We start from the raw sequence: 17,131 nt of genomic DNA on the forward strand, positions 1-17,131 counted from the left end.
CGGGCGCCGCACGTTGAATTTCCTTCATCATGAACAGATGCCGACAAGCCGACAGTCCCGCTATGAATACGAATATGTATCGCAATACTGCATAAGGTCGGGGGCATCGGCATGAAGGTTACGTATCCGGAAATAGGGTGCGAAGACATCGATGCGGTGGTGCAGGCCGCATGCGTCGAACTTTTGCAGCATCAAGGTGAAGATGGCGCATGGGGAGACTGCTTTGACACCGGCATGATGCCGAACGCACAAACGGTGATTTCCCTGCACCTAATTGGCCATCGCGATCGCGCATGGATCGAACCGCTGGTTTATGCGATCCGCCAGCATCAGCGCGAGGATGGCTCATGGGGATTGTTTCCTGGTGGTGCAGGCGATGTGTCGACGACGGTCGAGTGTTTCTACGCCTTGGAATTGATGGAGGCCTGGGCGGCAGAGGATGCTCCGCGCACCCGCGCCAAAGCGTGGATTGCCCGCCACGATGGTGTGCGCAGGTGTCGCAATCTGACAAAGATGTTCCTCGCCATTGGCGGAGAGATCCCTTGGTCCTGGCTGCCCAGTCCTTGGCTTTACACACTCATGTTCATGAAAGGCTCGCCTTTTTCGATACAGGACATCGCAACCTTCACCCGCGTACACATCCCAGCCATGTTGGTGTTGTCGCTGTACAGATATCGATCACCCTATGCTACAGGTGCATTGCGGGAATTGGTGCGGTACGAAGAACACGAAAGGGATGACCCTCTCACCAACTCTTTCCGTTCAAACCTTGCCGCTTGGTGTGCAAAGCGCTGTCTGACTTTTTTGCGCATGAATATGGGGCAAGATGGGACCTTGGCAGGTTATCATTCGTCGACATGGCTCAGCCTGTTTGCGCTTCACGCGCTCGGGGTGGACTTAGAGGCACCCATCGTCCAATCTGCCATAGCATCGATGAGACAAAATCTCATTGTAAACAACGGAACTGGATACGCACACCAGCAAACGGCCAATGCCTACGTTTGGAACTCGGCCCTCGCTTCCCGGGTATTGCTTGAAGCAGCGATTCCGCCCACCTATCCGCCATTGCAACGGGCAAAGGCGTATTTGTTGTCCAAACAGCAAATGGAGCCACGAACGAGAGGACCTATCGGGGGATGGGGGTTCTCCAGTAACAATGTGAAACATCCTGACTGTGATGACACAGTTGCATGTCTCGACGCCTTCATGGCGTTTCCCGATGTACCCAAAAGTTCGGTTGACGTAGGCGTGTCCTTTCTATTCTCGATGCAAAATCGCGACGGTGGGTGGTCGGCGTTTGAACACAACTGTGACAAACGCTGGCTTGAACGGCTTCCAGCCAACGATATGCACCGGTCGATGTGCGATCCCTCGACTGCCGATATCACCGGCCGGGTCGTTGCTTTCCTGCTTCGCCGAAGCATAGTGAGTCCAACGCATCCTTCTGTGCAGCGGGCCATTTCTTGGTTGCAGGCCAATCAATGTCACGATGGAAGTTGGTACGGAAGATGGGGAACGACTTATCTTTACGGGACATGGTGTGCGGTGCAAGCGCTGGTTACAGCCAATTTTTCGCTATCGAATACAACCCTCAAGCGTGCGCTGAGATGGCTTCTGTCCGTGCAGCGATTGGATGGGAGTTTTGGAGAACGTTGCGAAAGTGACGTGCTTGGGCGCTACAGCCCGGCGAGTGCAGGTCAACCGACGCAAACGGCCTGGGGATTGGATGCGCTGTTGTATCTGTACGATTGCAGCACCGACAGCACGATGCGCTCCGCGATTCAGCGAGCGGCGACCAAGGCGGCGGCATGGCTGCTGGACAACAAAAGTGCAGATGGATGGCATGACACATTGCCGAATGGATCCGCATTTCCGGGGGCGTTGTATGTCACCTACCATATCTACCCACGGGTCTGGCCTGTGATGGCTTTGTTGCATTTTCGGCGTTCCATCGTCGGGCACAAGGAACGTCCAGAAGGGGGGTGAACACAATGGGGTTGCATCCGAGATTATTACCGATCTTTCGTGCCAAAATTGCGAACCCGCGCAACTGGTGGCGAGTACATCGCGCTCTGCTGTCCTATCGCCGTGAGGATCTCGCAAATCCAGAAGGAGCGGGCGCTATGGTGGATCACCTCGCGACTGTTCTTGCCGTGCCGCTGACTCCGGCGGAGCGTGTGGGTGCTGTGAACTGGTTGGTAGCACAGCGCATCGATCCGCGCAATCCGTTGCACCAGATGCGCATGTGGAACGTCGTCTATGGTATGTAACCGGTGCGGGCGAAACGAGGTGTTTCGCCCGCTTTGTGGCCTTGGGAAAGGGTTGGGCCAGCATACGAACTCAGTTCGCGACTCTAAACACGGCAAACCAGGGAGCTGGTGAAGCTCCCTGATTTGCCGTGTCACATTCTACGCGTCCAATTCTCCGTCGATCTGTTTCTCGTAATGACTTTTGTAGGGTTTTAGCAGTGCCATGTCGACAAGCACGATAAGAAAGACGATTGCCCATACTTCTGTAGCTAGTTTTCCCGTCTGGTTTTCAGAAGTATCTGCCGATGCGCTCATGTCTCCACCCTCCTAGGAAGCAAGCTGATACGTCTCAATAGATTGCGCCGGACCGGCGAGCTTTCGCGACCGCCCGTTTGAATGATGCAGCCGCCTCGCGCTCTTTCTCGGGCAAGATCACAAACATGACAAGTAGAATCTGAAATATCGCGTACGCGATGATCGCCGGTTTGTGCTTGCGCTTAAAACTCTCCGACGGCAGGCCGAAGGCGAGAATCCAGATTGTCAAGTATAACGCCGCGCCGATTTGCGTCAGCGTCTTTTGGTCCGACGCTGGTACCCCATTTGGCAGAATCGGATCGTTTGGGTTCAACGGGTTCAACGAACTTTGTGGCGCATTCATGTCCATCTCGTCCATTACGAATTCCTCCTCGATTGTTCAATTTGACGCTTCATGTCTCGCAGCTTGTTGACGTCGATTTTGCCTTGCCCGTACATTTCCGCGAGTTGAACGGGATCGATCGTCTGTGGCTTATTCCGCAAGGCAGCTTCATACGTCTGAATCAGAGCGTTAAGACGATCTTCTGGGATGGACATGTGCAGGCTCTGCGCAAACTGATTCGCCATCTTTCGCACCATGGCGGTGTCCTTCCACCATCCCTCGGGCGCCCCCTCGAGTGAGCGGAGCGCCGTTTCCAATTGGCTGACACTGACGCCTTGCAGGCCACCGTGGAGGTTGCGCAAAAGGCGCCGCGTTGTCTCTGTTCGGGTCTTCAGTGCGTCGGATAGGCGCCGCTTGCGTTTCAGTCTTGGCGGGTGGCTCCCGCCTTGCGAATGCATGTGAATCACCTCGTCATCCAAAAACATCTTTGGTCTGTGCTGTATCGTATTACGATCCTTCTCATGTTGATTGTGCGCATTGCATATGGTTCATCAAAACGGTAGGGGCGAGGTGTCTGAAGGCATGGACGATTTGGTTCGTCGATTACTCCACGCGCAGGTCATGCTTGTACAGATGCGTCGTGTCGTGTCACAGGTGCCGGGTACGCCGTCCAAGCGACTGGCCACGAGCACACGCGAAGAGTGCGGTATCATTGACCAAATTTTGTCGATCGCGCGTACACAAACGCCGGATCCAGAACATCTGAAGGAGCGACTGACCGCTTTGTATCACGCGGACGCGACGACACAACGGTCGGGCAAAGAGTGGGTGCGTTGGCTTGCATGGGAGCGGGGATCGGCCTCGTATAGGGAAAGGCGGGGCGTGGAGCGGCTGCTTCATGTCACCTTTCATGAGCTTGCGGCCTGCATACCTACGCTTGTCGGTCTGTATGGAGAGCAGGAGACGAAATATATTGCGCCTGTCGAGTATCGCCCACAGACGGCCAGGGAGGTGTAGGATGTGGCCTGGGATACCGAAAGAACCGATATCAACGTGAATAGCCAAGGCGATGTGGAGAAGTGGGTCTACAGCACGTGCAACATCTGTTCCATCGGCTGTGGCTGCTACATTGCTGTGAATGGGAACCGGATCGTCGGGATCAAAGGGAATGCGAAACATCCTGTGAACCGTGGACGGCTGGGACCGAAAGGAGAAAATCAATGGCATGCGAACAATAGCGCGGATCGCTTGTTGACGCCCCTGTTACGAGACAGTGATGGCGTGCTGCGGCCTGTGTCGTGGGACAATGCGATGGAAGTACTTGTAACCCGAAGTAGAGCCGCTTTGCACAGGTTTGGGTCCGAAGGCATCGCCATATACTCCACTGGTCAGGGCATGCTCGAAGATTATTACACGATCGCGAAGATCGGGCGCGCAGGGTTGCGCTCCCACCTGCTCGATGCCAATACTCGCTTGTGCACGGCGACGACCGAGTGGTGCCTTTTACAATCGTTTGGCGCGGACGGCACGCCGGCGGGTTACGAGGACATCGATGTCACTCAGACGCTGATGCTGTTTGGCCATAACGTCGCCGAAACAGGGACGGTTCTATTCGAGCGCATCATGGCACGAAAACAAAAAACGGGGAAGCCGTACATCATCGTGGTGGACCCACGGCGGACCTGGACGGCTCAGGCAGCCGATTTGCACCTACAAATTCTCCCGGGGACAAATTTGGCTTTGTTGAACGGGATCACACATCTCCTGCTGAAACACGGTTGGATCGATCGCGACTTTATTGCAAACCACACAGTGGGTTTTGCCGATGTCGAGCAGGCGGTACGGGATTGGACTTTGGAACGCACCGCCAAGGAGACAGATGTGCCGGAGACGCAAATTGCCGAGGCGGCACGGCGGCTTGGGACGACGCCAAGCCTTGTTTGCACTACATTGCAAGGCGCCTATCAGAGTGTTGACGCGACGGCAACTTGCATTGCTATCAACAACATTCACCTCTTGCGTGGGCTCATTGGCAAGCCTGGATGCGGCCCGTTGCACATGGCCGGACAGCCCAGTTCCTCGACCAACCGGACGGTTGGCGGAGTCGGTTCGTACCCGGCTCACCGCAATCCATCCAATCCAAAACATCTTCAAGAAATGGCGGAGTTGTGGAATGTCGATGCGGCGCGTTTGGAGATTGGGGCCGAAAAGGATATCGAATACTTCGTCGACAAGATGGAACGCGGACAGTTGGGACTATTTTGGAACATCCACACCAACCCGATGGTCTCGTTGCCCAACCGACTGCGAGCACGCCGCGCGTTTGAACGCACATTTGTCGTCGTTCAGGATTGTTTCTTGACCGAGACATGTGAAGTGGCCGATCTCGTCCTACCCACAGCCATGTGGGGCGAAAAGGAGGGTTTGATGGAAAATGCGGATCGGATGATCAACGTCTGTGAGGTGGCCGTCAATCCACCACCAGGTGTCCGATCCGACTTTGATATTTTCATTGACTATGCACGGCGCATGGATTTTCGAGATAAAGATGGAAATCCGCTTATTCAGTACACGACGCCTCGCGAGTGTTTTGAGGAATGGAAGCGCGTATCGAAAGGCAGACCGTGCGACATGACGGCCATGACGTATGAAAAAATCAAGGAACAAAATGGCATGCAGTGGCCAGCCAACGAAGCTCACCCAAACGGCACGCCGCGACTCTATCAAGACCTCGTGTTTCACACGCAGGTGGATGATGCGCAGACGTACGGCTTCCACATGAAAACAGGAAGGGCAAGGACACGCAAGGAATTCGAGGCACTTGGCGCCAACGGAAGAGCGATTCTGTATGGTTTGACGTATGATCCGCCAGCCGAACAGCCCAGTGCGAAGTATCCGTTTTGGCTGACGACCGGGCGCGTGGTCTGGCACTGGCACACCCGAACCAAGACTGGACGTGCGCCAGCCTTGCACATGGCGACATCACAGGGATATGTCGAAATTCATCCCGACGATGCCACACTCCTTGGCATACTCCCTGGTGAGTTGGTTCGGATCTCTTCGCCGCGAGGCAACATCACCGTCCCCGCGCGTATTGTCGATACCATTCGCCCTGGGCTCGTGTTCGTGCCCTTTCACTTTGGCAGTTGGCAGGAGCACCAGGCTGCGAACGAGCTGACCGTCGATCTCGTCGATCCGATATCAAAGCAGCCCGTGTATAAGCAGAGCGCGTGCCGGATCGAGAAGGTCCGCCAACACCATACGGTGGCGCATGGTGAAACGTTTGGCCGAATTGCCGAGCGTTATCAACTCACCCCTGAACAATTGGCGAAAGCCAACCGTATGACACCGCCGTATCGGCCCGATGTTGGATCGCACTTAGAGATTCCGTCCATGGCAAACCCTGTGTCTCCACCGTACATGTTGTATCGCAAGTTGGATTTGTTCCCCCATTTCCGGCTCGCCAACCTTGATCCAAAGGAGGGAGAGTAGCAACGCGCCGGATCTTGCTGCTGAAGCGGCGGCTTATGTCGCCGCTTCGCCCGCGATCGTTTGAAACCAGAGGTGTCGGTAGCGGATGCACGGCCCGTCGGAAGCTACATGTGCTTCCTCTTTCAGCCGCGGAGGTTTGATCGGGCGCAGGCTTTCGACAATGACCTGATCTTGATGCATGACAAACTGTGTGTGCTCCAGATGAAAAACATCGAGAAATTCGGAGTCTCTGTCGAAGTTGCGGCCGATTTGTCCCCAAATGACGGTCGTCTCGTCATCTATAGGCGTGAACGTCAAATAGGTGCACATCCGTCGCTCTAGGCCAATGGGGGTCCGAATGATCCACTGGTTTGGGAACCACATTTCGATTTCAGTCCGGAGGTCGCCGCTGGCTTCCGAGGGATCGAGATTTTGCGGCTCCATCGGGTGTGTGAAGGGGCGTGGGTAGATGCGAATATGACCTTCCTGCATGTGATACTCTGGTCCATCAACGATGGGCGACACGTCTTCACCAGTGGTTTCGGGATGGACAAACGGTAGGTGGGAGACGTCGAGCACGCTCTCCGCAACTCGGCACATATGTGCATTCCATACGGTCTGAAACGAGATCCAGTGCCAGTTCGGATCGGACAATTCGAGCGCGGCGGCGGGGGCTGGCATATGTGTCATGGTGTCATCGGGGGAGCCGAGGGTGACCCATACCAAACCGGCGGCCTCGCAAACTGAAAATGTATGCAAGCGGGCGGAGCGTGGAATTCCCTCGCCTTTGCGGTTGGCTGGTATATGTGTACACACCCCGTTTCCGTCGAATCTCCATCCGTGATACGGGCATGTGAGGAGATTGTCTACGATGAATCCCAGGGATAAATCACAACCGCGATGCGGGCAATATGCCTGCACAGCCCGAATCTGGCCCATTTCGTCTTGATAGACGACGAGATCGCGATGGAGGAGCCGCACTTTCGTCGGTTTCGTACCGATTGCATCGGCTGTCAGCACAGCATACCAGGCGTTGTCAATCAAGAGTTTTCACCTCCTGTGTATTTGTTTCACTGTATGTCGTACGTTGAATGCCTGATGGGCCATGTGTGACAAATGGCCGGAAGGTGAAAAGGCGGATTTTTCGATCAACTTACGGACGACCAAATGTATCCATGTTATACTGACCGTGAACCCGTCGCACACTCTGGACTCTAGTTTGAATTGGAGATGATGTGCATGGATCCGCAGGTATTGGTGTCGAACGCAGGAACGTATGAAGGCAGCCAATTTGTCCCGCTACCTGGTCATGTCCGGAAGCGGATGGCTGGCGCAGTCGATGTTGGACCAGCGAACCCGGATGAACGGGTATCTGTGACGCTCGTATTGCGGCGCCGTTCACCCGAGCAACTGGAAGCGACGATCACGTCGTTGCAATCGCTGCCGCCGAGCCAGCGCAAGCATCTCACACGCGACGAGTTTAGCACGTGCCATGGCACAGACCCGCAGGATATCGAAAAGGTTCGGTCGTTTGCCGACGCGCATAGGCTCGTGGTCGAGCAGGTGCATGCTGCGGCTGGCACAGCATTGCTGACAGGCAGTGTGGCCGATATCAATCGGGCGTTTCAAATCGATCTCCGCACGTACCAGCACCCCAAATTCTCATACCGGGGACACGCAGGCGATGTGCATGTACCGGCGGAGCTGGGCGACGTGGTAACGGCGGTACTCGGCCTCGATACGCGGCCGCAAGCGATGCCGCACTTTCGGATTCGACAGCAGCGATCGCACTCGATTTCCATGCGGGCTACGGTCGCCGAGCCAGTTGTCTACACGCCGCCGCAGGTCGCGGCTGCCTATGACTTTCCGCAAAACGTGGACTGTTCCGGGCAGTGTATCGGCATCATTGAGTTGGGCGGAGGATATTCAGACGAGAACATTGGCGAATATTTCGCGTCGCTTGGTATGGCACCGCCGACGCTTGTCGCGGTAGCGGTCGATGGAGGAGCCAACCAACCAACTGGCGATCCAAACGGTCCAGATGGCGAAGTGGAGCTCGATATAGAAGTTGCTGGCGCCGTCGCCCCTGGTGCAAAGTTGGCTGTGTATTTTGCGCCGAACACAGACGCCGGGTTTCTGAACGCCTTGACGACGGCCATTCACGATTCGACAAACAAACCTGAGGTGATTTCCATCAGCTGGGGTGGCCCTGAAAACACTTGGTCGCAGGCCTCCATTCAGGCGATGAATCGGGCTTTGCAGGACGCTGCCGCGCTCGGTGTGACCGTTTGTGTTGCTGCCGGTGACAGCGGATCGACCGACGGTGAGAACGACGGTTTGTACCATGTCGACTTTCCTGCATCGTCGCCTTATGCACTGGCTTGCGGAGGGACGCGTTTGGTTGTGGAGAACGGTCAGATTGCAAGCGAGATCGTATGGAACGACGGTTCACAAGGCGGTAGTACGGGGGGAGGCGTGAGCAGCGTGTTTGCGCTTCCGAGTTGGCAACAGCATGTACACGTACCGCCGTCCGCAAACCCCGGCGGAACGGTTGGACGCGGCGTGCCGGATGTCGCGGGCGATGCGGATCCTGAGACTGGCTATGAAGTGTTGGTCGATGGGGAGACGACCGCCATTGGTGGCACAAGTGCCGTCGCACCGCTGTGGGCGGGGTTTGTCACGATTGCGAACAAAGTCATCGGTCAGCCTGTGGGTTATCTTAACCCAGTGTTGTACAGCTTGCCGTCAACGGCGCAGGCATTTCGCGATATTACAGAGGGCAACAATGATATTGCTGGCACAGGTGATGTTTATAGTGCGGCGCCCGGCTGGGATCCTTGCACGGGGCTGGGGAGCCCAGTTGCCAATCGACTGATTGCGGCATTGCAGCAGTTCGAGCAACAGAGTAAGAGCCAGGCGTGATCGCGGGTGTCAGTCTAGCTCTGCAATTGCGAAAGTCGCGAGGCAGTGATATAGTAGCCCCACAACTTGATATGCTCGCTTGGTTTCACCATCAGGGTGAATGAAAAGGGAATCCGGTGTAAATCCGGAACGGTCCCGCCGCGGTGAGGAAAGACGCTGTTGACAATGCGGCCTACAGGCCGCGAGCCACTCGTTTGGATGTGGGGAAGGCTGTGCGGCAGCGGATGACATCCGAGTCCGAAGACCTGCCAGGCGATGCAGCTCTAGGTATCCCACGTGGGTTTGGGATGGGGCAGGAACGAAGCAGGATTGTTAGCCTGGTCGGCGTCTTGACGTCGGCTGTAACGCTTGCCTATACATCCAGTCTTCATGAACCCCTCGTTTCCCGTGTGGAAGCGAGGGGTTTTTCGATCCCGCTCACGCCCGGGAGCACTGCAACGATAGGATATGGGGAGGCGAAACAACTTTGGCGATTGCTGCAACTCTGGGATTTCCGCGAATGGGTCCGCGCCGCGAACTCAAACGGGCACTTGAATCGTTTTGGCAGGGCAAGTCGACTGAGGCAGAATTGCTCACGGCCGCAGCTGACATCAAACGCCTGCGCTGGCAACTGCAACGGGAGGCGGGCATCGACTGGATTCCGTCCAACGACTTCTCGTTATACGATCACGTCCTGGATATGGCCGTACTATTCGACGCCGTGCCCGACCGCTTTCGCGGCATGCCGGAAGGCTCGCTGGTGCAGTACTTTGCGATGGCCCGCGGCACAGACGGCACTTCGGCGCTCGAGATGACGAAATGGTTTGACACGAATTATCACTATCTCGTGCCAGAGTTTTCTGCGCAACAAAACTTTTCCATGCGCGTCAACAAGCCGTTGGCGGAGTACTTGGAAGCGCGGCAACTGGGTATCGAGACGGTACCGGTGCTTCTAGGTCCCATCTCGTTTCTGCGCCTTGGCAAGGTGCGCGAACAAAGTATTGAACCACTGAGCTTGTTGCCTCGACTGCTGCCTGCGTACATCGAGCTGCTCACCGCTCTTCACGAAGCCGGCAGCCAGTGGGTGCAAATCGACGAACCCTGCCTGGTTCTTGATCTCACGGATGCAGAGCGGACGAGCTTGCGCGAAGCGTATGAGAACATCGCTGCACAATCGGTGCCGAAAATCATGCTTGCCACGTATTTCGGTTCCATCGCTGACAATCTGGAGACCGCTTTGGCACTGCCAGTGCAGGGCCTGCACGTCGATCTCGTTCGCGCGCCGCATCAACTGGACGATCTTTCGAGGCATGGCTGGCCGCAAGACTGGCGGCTGTCTGTCGGCGTGATCGACGGTCGTAACGTATGGCGGGCTGACATGTCCGAAGCCCTGGCGCAAGTGGAACGCGCGGTTTCTATCGCAGGGCTTGGGCAGGTTCATGTCGCGCCGTCGTGCTCTCTCTTGCATGCGCCGTGGGATGTGGAGCTCGAGAGCGACATGCAACCGGAAGTGAAATCGTGGCTTGCGTTTGCGGTTCAAAAGCTGTCCGAGCTGTGTGTGTTGAAGCGCGGAGTCAACGATGGGAAGGATGCGATTTCCAATCATTTGGCCGCGAACCGAGACGCGCGCGCGTCGCGCAAGGCATCTCGACGCCTGCACAATCCGGATGTCGCGAAACGCTTGGCACAGTTGGAGAGTTTACCACTGGCGCGCGCTGCCGCGTTTGCTGAGCGCAAGTCCAAGCAGCAAGAGCATCTGCAACTGCCGTCGTTTCCGACGACGACCATCGGCTCGTTTCCGCAGACGCAACACGTGCGCGACATGAGGGCGAAATGGCGCAAGGGCCAAATGTCTGATGCGGAATATGAGTTGTTTTTACAAAGCGAAATCAGGCGCTGGATTGCCATTCAGGAGGAACTTGGCCTCGACGTGCTGGTGCACGGTGAATTCGAGCGCACCGATATGGTGGAGTACTTCGGGGAGAAGCTGGACGGATTTTTGTTTACGCGTCACGGTTGGGTGCAGAGCTATGGATCGCGCTGTGTGAAGCCCCCTATCATCGTTGGCGACGTCGCCCGGCCAAACCCGATGACCGTCTCCTGGACGAGCTATGCGCAATCGCTGACGACGCGTCCAGTCAAAGGGATGCTCACTGGGCCTGTCACCATACTACAGTGGTCGTTTGTCCGGGATGATCTACCTCGCGACGAAGTGTGTCGCCAAATTGCGCTTGCGATTCGCGATGAGGTTCTCGATTTGGAGGCGGCAGGTATTCGCGTGATTCAAATTGACGAACCCGCCTTGCGCGAAGGATTGCCGCTGCGCCGGGCCGAATGGGATTCATACCTCGACTGGGCAGTCCGATGCTTTCACATCGCAGCCAGCGGCGTACAAGACGAAACGCAGATCCATACGCACATGTGTTACGCCGAGTTTCACGACATCATGCCCGCCATCCAGGCGATGGATGCCGACGTCATCTCGATTGAAACATCGCGATCGCACATGGAGTTGTTACAGGCCTTTGAAGCTTTTCATTATACAAACGACATTGGGCCCGGTGTCTATGACATCCACAGCCCGCGCGTGCCAACCGTCGACGAAATGGCCGGGTTGTTGCGCAAGGCGGCAACGGTCATCCATCCGGCGCAACTCTGGGTCAATCCGGATTGCGGCCTGAAGACGCGCGGGGAGGCGGAGACCTTAGCAGCTTTGCGGGCGATGGTCACGGCGGCGCGGCAATTGCGTCACGAGCCCGTGACGTGCTCGACAAGCATCTCTTGAAAATGGCTTGCGGCCGTGGTCAGGGCCCGTTGCTTCGACCAGATCACGGCCGTATCCGTCTCGATGGTCGGGTCGATCACGCCGTACCGTAGCGCTCCTTCTGGTCGTAAGCGCACAGCCAACGCAGGGACGATGGCGACGCCGATATTCGCCTCAGTCAAGGTCAAAAGCGTCGCCACGTCCGGACTTTCACAGATAATGTTTGGGTGCACGCCCTGCGCCTGACACATCTCGACGAACATCTCGTAAATCCCCCGGCCGCCATGGCTGTGCAGCACAAGCAGCGGTTTTTCGGCGAGCTCCGGCAATTGGACGCGACAGTCGCGATATGCGTTCCAGCCCGGCGGTTGTACGGCGACAAGCGGCTCTGTCCGCAAGTGGATCATCTCGACGTCCGAGAGCACAGGCAAGCGCGTGATGCCAAGTTCAATGACGCCCGTTCGCAGCCATTCCTCCACTTGATATGAATCGCCTTCCCATAATTCAAATGTAACCTGTGGATAAAGGGTCTGAAACTTGCGCATGGTGTCGGGCAGGTACGACACACAGGACATCACGGTGCCAATGGTGAGCTTGCCGCGCACGCCAGCGCCAAGTTCGCGAACTTCGTTTACAAGGCTGTCGACGGAGCGCAAGATTTCCTGTGCGCGCCGATATAGCGCCCAACCCGCTTGTGTCGGTTCGACCTTGCCGCGGTTGCGTGTGAGCAACGTGATGCCAAGTTCGCGCTCCAACGCCTGCAGCTGCAGGCTGAGTGGAGGTTGCGCCATGTGTAATCGCTGTGCAGCCCTCGTAATCTGGCCTTCTTCAACGATGGCAACAAAGTACTGAAGTTTTTTCAAATCCACGACATCACCAGCATATATTCCATATATGTTTCTCATTCAAAATATATATTTTACATATGGTCAAATCCCGATGTAAGGTGGTTGTTGGTCTCAAGTTGAGAGCAGAACTGCTGATGCACGGGGTGAGGTCGTTTGTTTCGAAATATCATGGCGTTACCGAAGGCTATGTCGTTAGGGAGTTTCACGAACGGTTTTATCGCTTGGTTGTTTGGAGCCACAGGTCCGTTGCTCATTGTCCTCCAAGCTGCAGCACAAGGGCATTTGCAGGAAGCAGAGACGACTTCCTGGATCTTTGGCATTTACGTCGTCCCGGGTTGTTTGACGCTTCTACAGGCGTTGTTGTTCCGACAGCCCATCGGCTTTGCATTCTCGATCCCCGGAGCGGTACTCGTCGGGCAGACGCTTGCGCACCACTCGTTTTCCGATGTCATTGGCGCTTATTTGATCACTGGCGCTGTCATTTTCATCCTTGGCATCACAGGTGTGATCGACAGGCTTATGCGCGTGTTACCCATGCCAGTCATGATGGGCATGGTGTCTGGTGTCCTGCTCCCGTTCGGTATTGACTTGTTCCGGGCCGTCCGCGAAGAGCCACTCGTCAACGGGGTTCCGTTGTTTGTGTTCATGGTTTGCCATCTAACACCGCGTGTGGCACGAACATTTCCGCCCGTTTTGGCTGCCATCCTCGCGACCGCGTTGACACTGATCCTTGCACACCAAGTACATGTTACGGGGGCCCCGGTCGCCATTGCGAAACCGCATCTGTACATGCCGACCTGGAGCGGGGAAACCATTTCGCAACTGGTGTTGCCGCTTGTGTTGACGGTGGTGGCGATCCAAAATGCGCAGGGCATTGCCGTTTTACAGAGTGAGGGTTATCAGCCGCCGGTCAACAGTATGACGCGTTGGAGTGGCATTGGTTCTATCGTCAATGGACTGGTCGGTGCCCATACGGCGTGCGTCGCGGGACCTATGACTGCGTTGCTGACTGGTGAGGAGTCGGGGGCGGCGGATCAAAAATACAGTTCGGCCGTGGTTCTAGGTGTCTTATCGATTGTATTCGGCCTTTTTGCGCCCATCGCAGCCTCCATTCCGCATGCTGTGCCGCAGTCGACGATTGCTATGCTCGGCGGGATCGCGATGATCAGCGTGCTGACCGACGCACTCAAAATGAGTTTCGGCGGCGGTTTCAAGAAGAGCGCCTTGTTTTCATTCTTAATCACCGTATCCGGTGTGAGCGTGCTGCATATTGGTTCTCCGTTCTGGGGACTGGTCGGCGGTGTGTGTGCATCCTACGTTCTCGAGCGGGACGATCACGCAACGTTATCTCGTCATACCACTGTCGACGCTTCCCACTGAGGTTTCGGTTTTGCCTAGGGTGCGCGTTATAATAAGGCGGTTGTTGTCGTCTTACGTTGTTTGTGTTCCCATAAGGGGGTTTTACCTTGAACAACGATATGGGACTGACGCGAGACGGGCTCGCGCTGTCTGTCCTTGACCTCGCACCGATCGTCGAAGGGGCTTCTGCCGCCGACGCGCTATCCAACAGTCTCGATCTCGCTCGCCGTGCGGAAGAGCTTGGCTACCGTCGCTACTGGGTGGCGGAACATCACAGCATGCCGGGGATTGCGAGTTCGGCGACGGCCGTCGTGATCGCACACATTGCCGGGGGCACGAAGCAGATTCGCGTCGGATCGGGCGGTATCATGTTGCCGAACCACGCACCGCTTGTCATCGCCGAGCAGTTTGGCACATTGGCCTCGCTATATCCGGGGCGGATCGATCTCGGGCTTGGCCGGGCACCGGGGAGTGATACACCGACGATTCGAGCTTTGCGGCGTGCACCGGATCGGCATGGGGCGGACTTTCCAGATCTGCTCGCCGAACTGCGTTCGTTTTTTCACCCGCCTGCGGGGGAGCCGCGCTCCGTACACGCGGTGCCTGGCGAAGGCATCGACATTCCCATTTGGCTTCTTGGCTCGAGTGATTTTAGCGCACGCCTCGCCGCAGAGTTAGGACTTCCGTTCGCCTATGCGAGCCACTTTGCGCCCGATTACTTATTGGTTGCTCTGGATGTCTACCGATCTTATTTTCAGCCTTCAGAATGGCTGTCTGAGCCTTATGTCATGGTTGGAGCGGCTGTCGTTGCAGCACCAACTGACGAGGAAGCAGAGTATCTGGCGACGTCGTCGCAGTTGCAGCAATTGAGCCTTTTGCGCGGGCGCCCCGGGCAACTGAAGCCGCCTGTGGACAACATCGAGGACTGGTGTACACCCATGGAATGGCAGGCCATTCAAACGCGCAGCCGCCTGGCTGTCGTGGGTGGGCCTGCGACCGTACGCCGCAAACTGGCGGCGTTTCGCGACGCCACGAAGGCGGACGAGATCATCATCACAACGCAAATATATGATCACGCTGCCCGTGTTCGATCATATGAAATTGTGGCGGATGTCATGCGCGACTAGGAGCCTCTTACCGGCGGATCCGACAAGGAATCCGCCTTTTCTATAGAAGATGAGCATATGGACAAGGTTGACGGAGGTAATTTGGAAGTTGGAAGTCGTTTGAATAGCTGCTGTGGAAGATGTGTGTGGTTGCCGGAGACAATGGTGGAATCAGCCAACTCCAGTCCCCCGTGATTTGCCGACCTGCATCGGCTTCGGTTCGCTCAAAATACGCAAATTGGCGCGCGGCCGTGTGGTGATCGACGATTGTAACCCCTTTTTTGCGAAACGAGTGGAGCACAGCGAGGTTTAATTCCACGAGCGCTTTGTCTCTCCATAACGTTGCGTCCGAGGTGCGTGACAATCCCATAGCATCAGCCACCGCCGCAAGCATATTGTAGCGATTCGTATCCGCCAAATTGCGGGCTCCGATTTCCGTCCCCATGTACCAGCCATTGAATGGTGCGGCGCTGTATCGTATCCCGCCAATCAGCAGCGCCATATCGCTGATGATTGGCACAGCGTACCATTGCATGCCCAAGTCTGAAATTTCCCGCATGTGCGGATGCTGAATCGGGACTTCTAAAACAGATGAACGTGGGATGTCAAACCATTGAACGGCTTCGCCGACTTGAACAACAACTGGCAGGATGTCGTAAGCTCCCTGGTTGCTGGTCCAACCCAGTTGTCGGCAGACACGGGTGAACGGAACCGATTGGGGATCGCCGACGACACGGTTGGAAATGGTTTGATATCCCGCATATCGGATCAATTGATGATTCCAAATGCGGATTTCGCTATCTTCCGAGGCAGGGCGGAAAATGGTAATGGTCGGCCGTATTTTTCCGTCGTTTGTTGCGTACTCGATATGTCTACGAAGCAAATTGAACACAGCTTCGGGAGTATCCGCAGTTCTTGCATCGAAGACAGACAGCGACCGCCAGAACAGACGTCCAATGCAGCGGTTGCTGTTGCGCCATGCCATGCGTGCACCGTGTTCCAATTCTTCATATGTATGACGATAGCTTCCGGTCGTACGGAGATCATGTTCAATTTGCTCCAAGCGCTGGGTTTTCTCTGTTTCCGATTTGCCTAGTTCTGTATAGCACTGGTCAATGAAGGAACGAGCCTGTTCCATAAGATGGCGTGGAAACTGCATGGGTGACCTCTTGGGATACGTTTTAGCCTTACTTTACCATATAAACATATTCGACAAAAGTTGCAGCGAAGGGTACAACACAAGAGCGAATGACTCGGTCATTCGCTCTTGTGATATGCCTTATTTTTTCTTGGAGGACTTACCGGTCGAAGTTTTTGCCTTGGTTGTCTTGCTTGCGGTCTTCTTGTGGACGATCGTTTTCTTGCCCGTCGTACTCTTCTTGTTCACCGTGACCTTCTTTTTGGAGCCAACTTTGCCCTGCTTCACTTTGTTGCTAGCCGTTGTCTTTGCCTTGGTCACATGTGTTGTGGTATGCGTGGCCGCTGTATGCGTATTTTTCGATGTACCTGCAAACGCGATGGATGGTGCCGCAAGGAATGCGATAGTTGCCATAGTCGTTAAAAAAGCCCTCTTCACCGAAATCCCACCCTTGATACTAGAATTGGCCAACCACTGGCCCTAAGAGGAATATAGGGCAAGCTTCTTAAAAAAGATTCAAACTCGATATGGACTGGCAGAGAAGTTGCACCTTCATGGATGAGGTAGCCCAGCACATGAGGTACGCCATTTGTTTTTTGCATGTAGTGGGCCAACTTGGGCAATGTAACAGGGAACATGGCGAGCAGGAGGTTGATGG

The 17,131-nt window shown here is 55.7% G+C and carries 15 protein-coding genes and 1 riboswitch; of the genes, 8 read left to right on the forward strand and 7 right to left on the reverse strand.

Going from position 1 to position 17,131, the window contains the following annotated elements; translation table 11 throughout:
• Nucleotides 1-111: 111 nt before the first annotated feature.
• Both C7445_RS10575 and C7445_RS10580 read left to right on the forward strand, forming a co-directional pair.
• A complete protein-coding gene (locus tag C7445_RS10575) occupies nucleotides 112-1,986 on the forward strand; it encodes a prenyltransferase/squalene oxidase repeat-containing protein (protein WP_134160136.1) in 1,875 nt (624 codons plus the stop codon).
• Between the two features lie 5 nt (nucleotides 1,987-1,991).
• Entirely contained in the window at nucleotides 1,992-2,270 is a 279-nt protein-coding gene (locus C7445_RS10580; protein ID WP_134160138.1) for a hypothetical protein, read from the forward strand.
• A gap of 138 nt (nucleotides 2,271-2,408) precedes the next feature.
• Here C7445_RS10580 and C7445_RS14650 read toward each other — a convergent pair whose 3' ends face one another.
• From C7445_RS14650 to C7445_RS10590, 3 genes are read right to left on the reverse strand one after another with little or no spacing between them, the layout of a single operon-like run.
• Nucleotides 2,409-2,564: a hypothetical protein gene (locus C7445_RS14650; RefSeq protein WP_166669102.1), complete on the reverse strand. Its 156-nt coding sequence runs from the start codon at nucleotides 2,562-2,564 to the stop codon at nucleotides 2,409-2,411.
• Between the two features lie 34 nt (nucleotides 2,565-2,598).
• Nucleotides 2,599-2,922 carry a hypothetical protein gene (locus C7445_RS10585; protein WP_134160140.1) on the reverse strand — a complete coding sequence of 108 codons (324 nt, stop codon included), beginning with the start codon at nucleotides 2,920-2,922 and terminating at the stop codon, nucleotides 2,599-2,601.
• A complete protein-coding gene (locus tag C7445_RS10590) occupies nucleotides 2,922-3,344 on the reverse strand; it encodes a hypothetical protein (RefSeq protein WP_134160142.1) in 423 nt (140 codons plus the stop codon). Before C7445_RS10590 ends, C7445_RS10585 begins: the two co-directional genes overlap by 1 nt.
• A gap of 124 nt (nucleotides 3,345-3,468) precedes the next feature.
• On the opposite strand from C7445_RS10590, the gene C7445_RS10595 reads away from it, so the two are divergent.
• Both C7445_RS10595 and C7445_RS10600 read left to right on the forward strand, forming a co-directional pair.
• Nucleotides 3,469-3,903 carry a hypothetical protein gene (locus C7445_RS10595; RefSeq protein ID WP_134160144.1) on the forward strand — a complete coding sequence of 145 codons (435 nt, stop codon included), beginning with the start codon at nucleotides 3,469-3,471 and terminating at the stop codon, nucleotides 3,901-3,903.
• Nucleotides 3,904-3,906: 3 nt separating this feature from the next.
• Nucleotides 3,907-6,378 carry a molybdopterin-dependent oxidoreductase gene (locus C7445_RS10600; protein WP_134160146.1) on the forward strand — a complete coding sequence of 824 codons (2,472 nt, stop codon included), beginning with the start codon at nucleotides 3,907-3,909 and terminating at the stop codon, nucleotides 6,376-6,378.
• A gap of 33 nt (nucleotides 6,379-6,411) precedes the next feature.
• Here C7445_RS10600 and C7445_RS10605 read toward each other — a convergent pair whose 3' ends face one another.
• Complete coding sequence (locus C7445_RS10605; RefSeq protein ID WP_134160148.1) at nucleotides 6,412-7,401, reverse strand: aromatic ring-hydroxylating oxygenase subunit alpha; 990 nt, start codon at nucleotides 7,399-7,401, stop codon at nucleotides 6,412-6,414.
• Nucleotides 7,402-7,596: 195 nt separating this feature from the next.
• On the opposite strand from C7445_RS10605, the gene C7445_RS10610 reads away from it, so the two are divergent.
• Together C7445_RS10610 and metE are read left to right on the forward strand one after the other, a co-directional pair.
• A complete protein-coding gene (locus tag C7445_RS10610; protein WP_208320897.1) occupies nucleotides 7,597-9,279 on the forward strand; it encodes a S53 family peptidase in 1,683 nt (560 codons plus the stop codon).
• Nucleotides 9,280-9,343: 64 nt separating this feature from the next.
• Nucleotides 9,344-9,546, forward strand: a riboswitch (cobalamin riboswitch).
• Nucleotides 9,547-9,745: 199 nt separating this feature from the next.
• Complete coding sequence (metE, locus tag C7445_RS10615) at nucleotides 9,746-12,043, forward strand: 5-methyltetrahydropteroyltriglutamate--homocysteine S-methyltransferase (RefSeq protein WP_134160150.1); 2,298 nt, start codon at nucleotides 9,746-9,748, stop codon at nucleotides 12,041-12,043.
• Here the strand turns inward: metE and C7445_RS10620 are convergent.
• Nucleotides 12,007-12,891, reverse strand: a complete 885-nt coding sequence (locus C7445_RS10620) for a LysR family transcriptional regulator (RefSeq protein ID WP_243835134.1) — start codon at nucleotides 12,889-12,891, stop codon at nucleotides 12,007-12,009. The genes metE and C7445_RS10620 overlap by 37 nt on opposite strands.
• A 132-nt stretch (nucleotides 12,892-13,023) precedes the next feature.
• Between C7445_RS10620 and C7445_RS10625 the strand changes: the two genes are divergently transcribed.
• On the forward strand, nucleotides 13,024-14,250 hold the full coding sequence (locus tag C7445_RS10625; RefSeq protein ID WP_134160152.1) for a benzoate/H(+) symporter BenE family transporter: 1,227 nt from the start codon (nucleotides 13,024-13,026) through the stop codon (nucleotides 14,248-14,250).
• Between the two features lie 98 nt (nucleotides 14,251-14,348).
• Nucleotides 14,349-15,356, forward strand: a complete 1,008-nt coding sequence (locus tag C7445_RS10630; protein WP_134160216.1) for an LLM class flavin-dependent oxidoreductase — start codon at nucleotides 14,349-14,351, stop codon at nucleotides 15,354-15,356.
• A gap of 40 nt (nucleotides 15,357-15,396) precedes the next feature.
• Here C7445_RS10630 and C7445_RS10635 read toward each other — a convergent pair whose 3' ends face one another.
• Both C7445_RS10635 and C7445_RS10640 read right to left on the reverse strand, forming a co-directional pair.
• A complete protein-coding gene (locus C7445_RS10635; RefSeq protein WP_134160154.1) occupies nucleotides 15,397-16,494 on the reverse strand; it encodes a nitric oxide synthase oxygenase in 1,098 nt (365 codons plus the stop codon).
• A gap of 120 nt (nucleotides 16,495-16,614) precedes the next feature.
• Complete coding sequence (locus tag C7445_RS10640; protein WP_134160156.1) at nucleotides 16,615-16,911, reverse strand: hypothetical protein; 297 nt, start codon at nucleotides 16,909-16,911, stop codon at nucleotides 16,615-16,617.
• Between the last annotated feature and the right edge of the window lie 220 nt (nucleotides 16,912-17,131).

Origin of the sequence: Alicyclobacillus sacchari (genome assembly GCF_004366795.1) — a bacterium.
Classification (GTDB): Bacteria; Bacillota; Bacilli; order Alicyclobacillales; family Alicyclobacillaceae; genus Alicyclobacillus; species Alicyclobacillus sacchari.

Coding starts and splice junctions, on each gene's coding strand:
- C7445_RS10610 (WP_208320897.1), top strand. CDS start 7,597: ATGGATCCGCAGGTATTGGTGTCGAACGCAGGAACGTATGAAGGCAGC.
- C7445_RS10590 (WP_134160142.1), bottom strand. CDS start 3,344: ATGCATTCGCAAGGCGGGAGCCACCCGCCAAGACTGAAACGCAAGCGG.
- C7445_RS10595 (WP_134160144.1), top strand. CDS start 3,469: ATGGACGATTTGGTTCGTCGATTACTCCACGCGCAGGTCATGCTTGTA.
- C7445_RS10580 (WP_134160138.1), top strand. CDS start 1,992: ATGGGGTTGCATCCGAGATTATTACCGATCTTTCGTGCCAAAATTGCG.
- C7445_RS10575 (WP_134160136.1), top strand. CDS start 112: ATGAAGGTTACGTATCCGGAAATAGGGTGCGAAGACATCGATGCGGTG.
- C7445_RS14650 (WP_166669102.1), bottom strand. CDS start 2,564: ATGAGCGCATCGGCAGATACTTCTGAAAACCAGACGGGAAAACTAGCT.
- C7445_RS10635 (WP_134160154.1), bottom strand. CDS start 16,494: ATGCAGTTTCCACGCCATCTTATGGAACAGGCTCGTTCCTTCATTGAC.
- C7445_RS10585 (WP_134160140.1), bottom strand. CDS start 2,922: ATGGACGAGATGGACATGAATGCGCCACAAAGTTCGTTGAACCCGTTG.
- C7445_RS10630 (WP_134160216.1), top strand. CDS start 14,349: ATGGGACTGACGCGAGACGGGCTCGCGCTGTCTGTCCTTGACCTCGCA.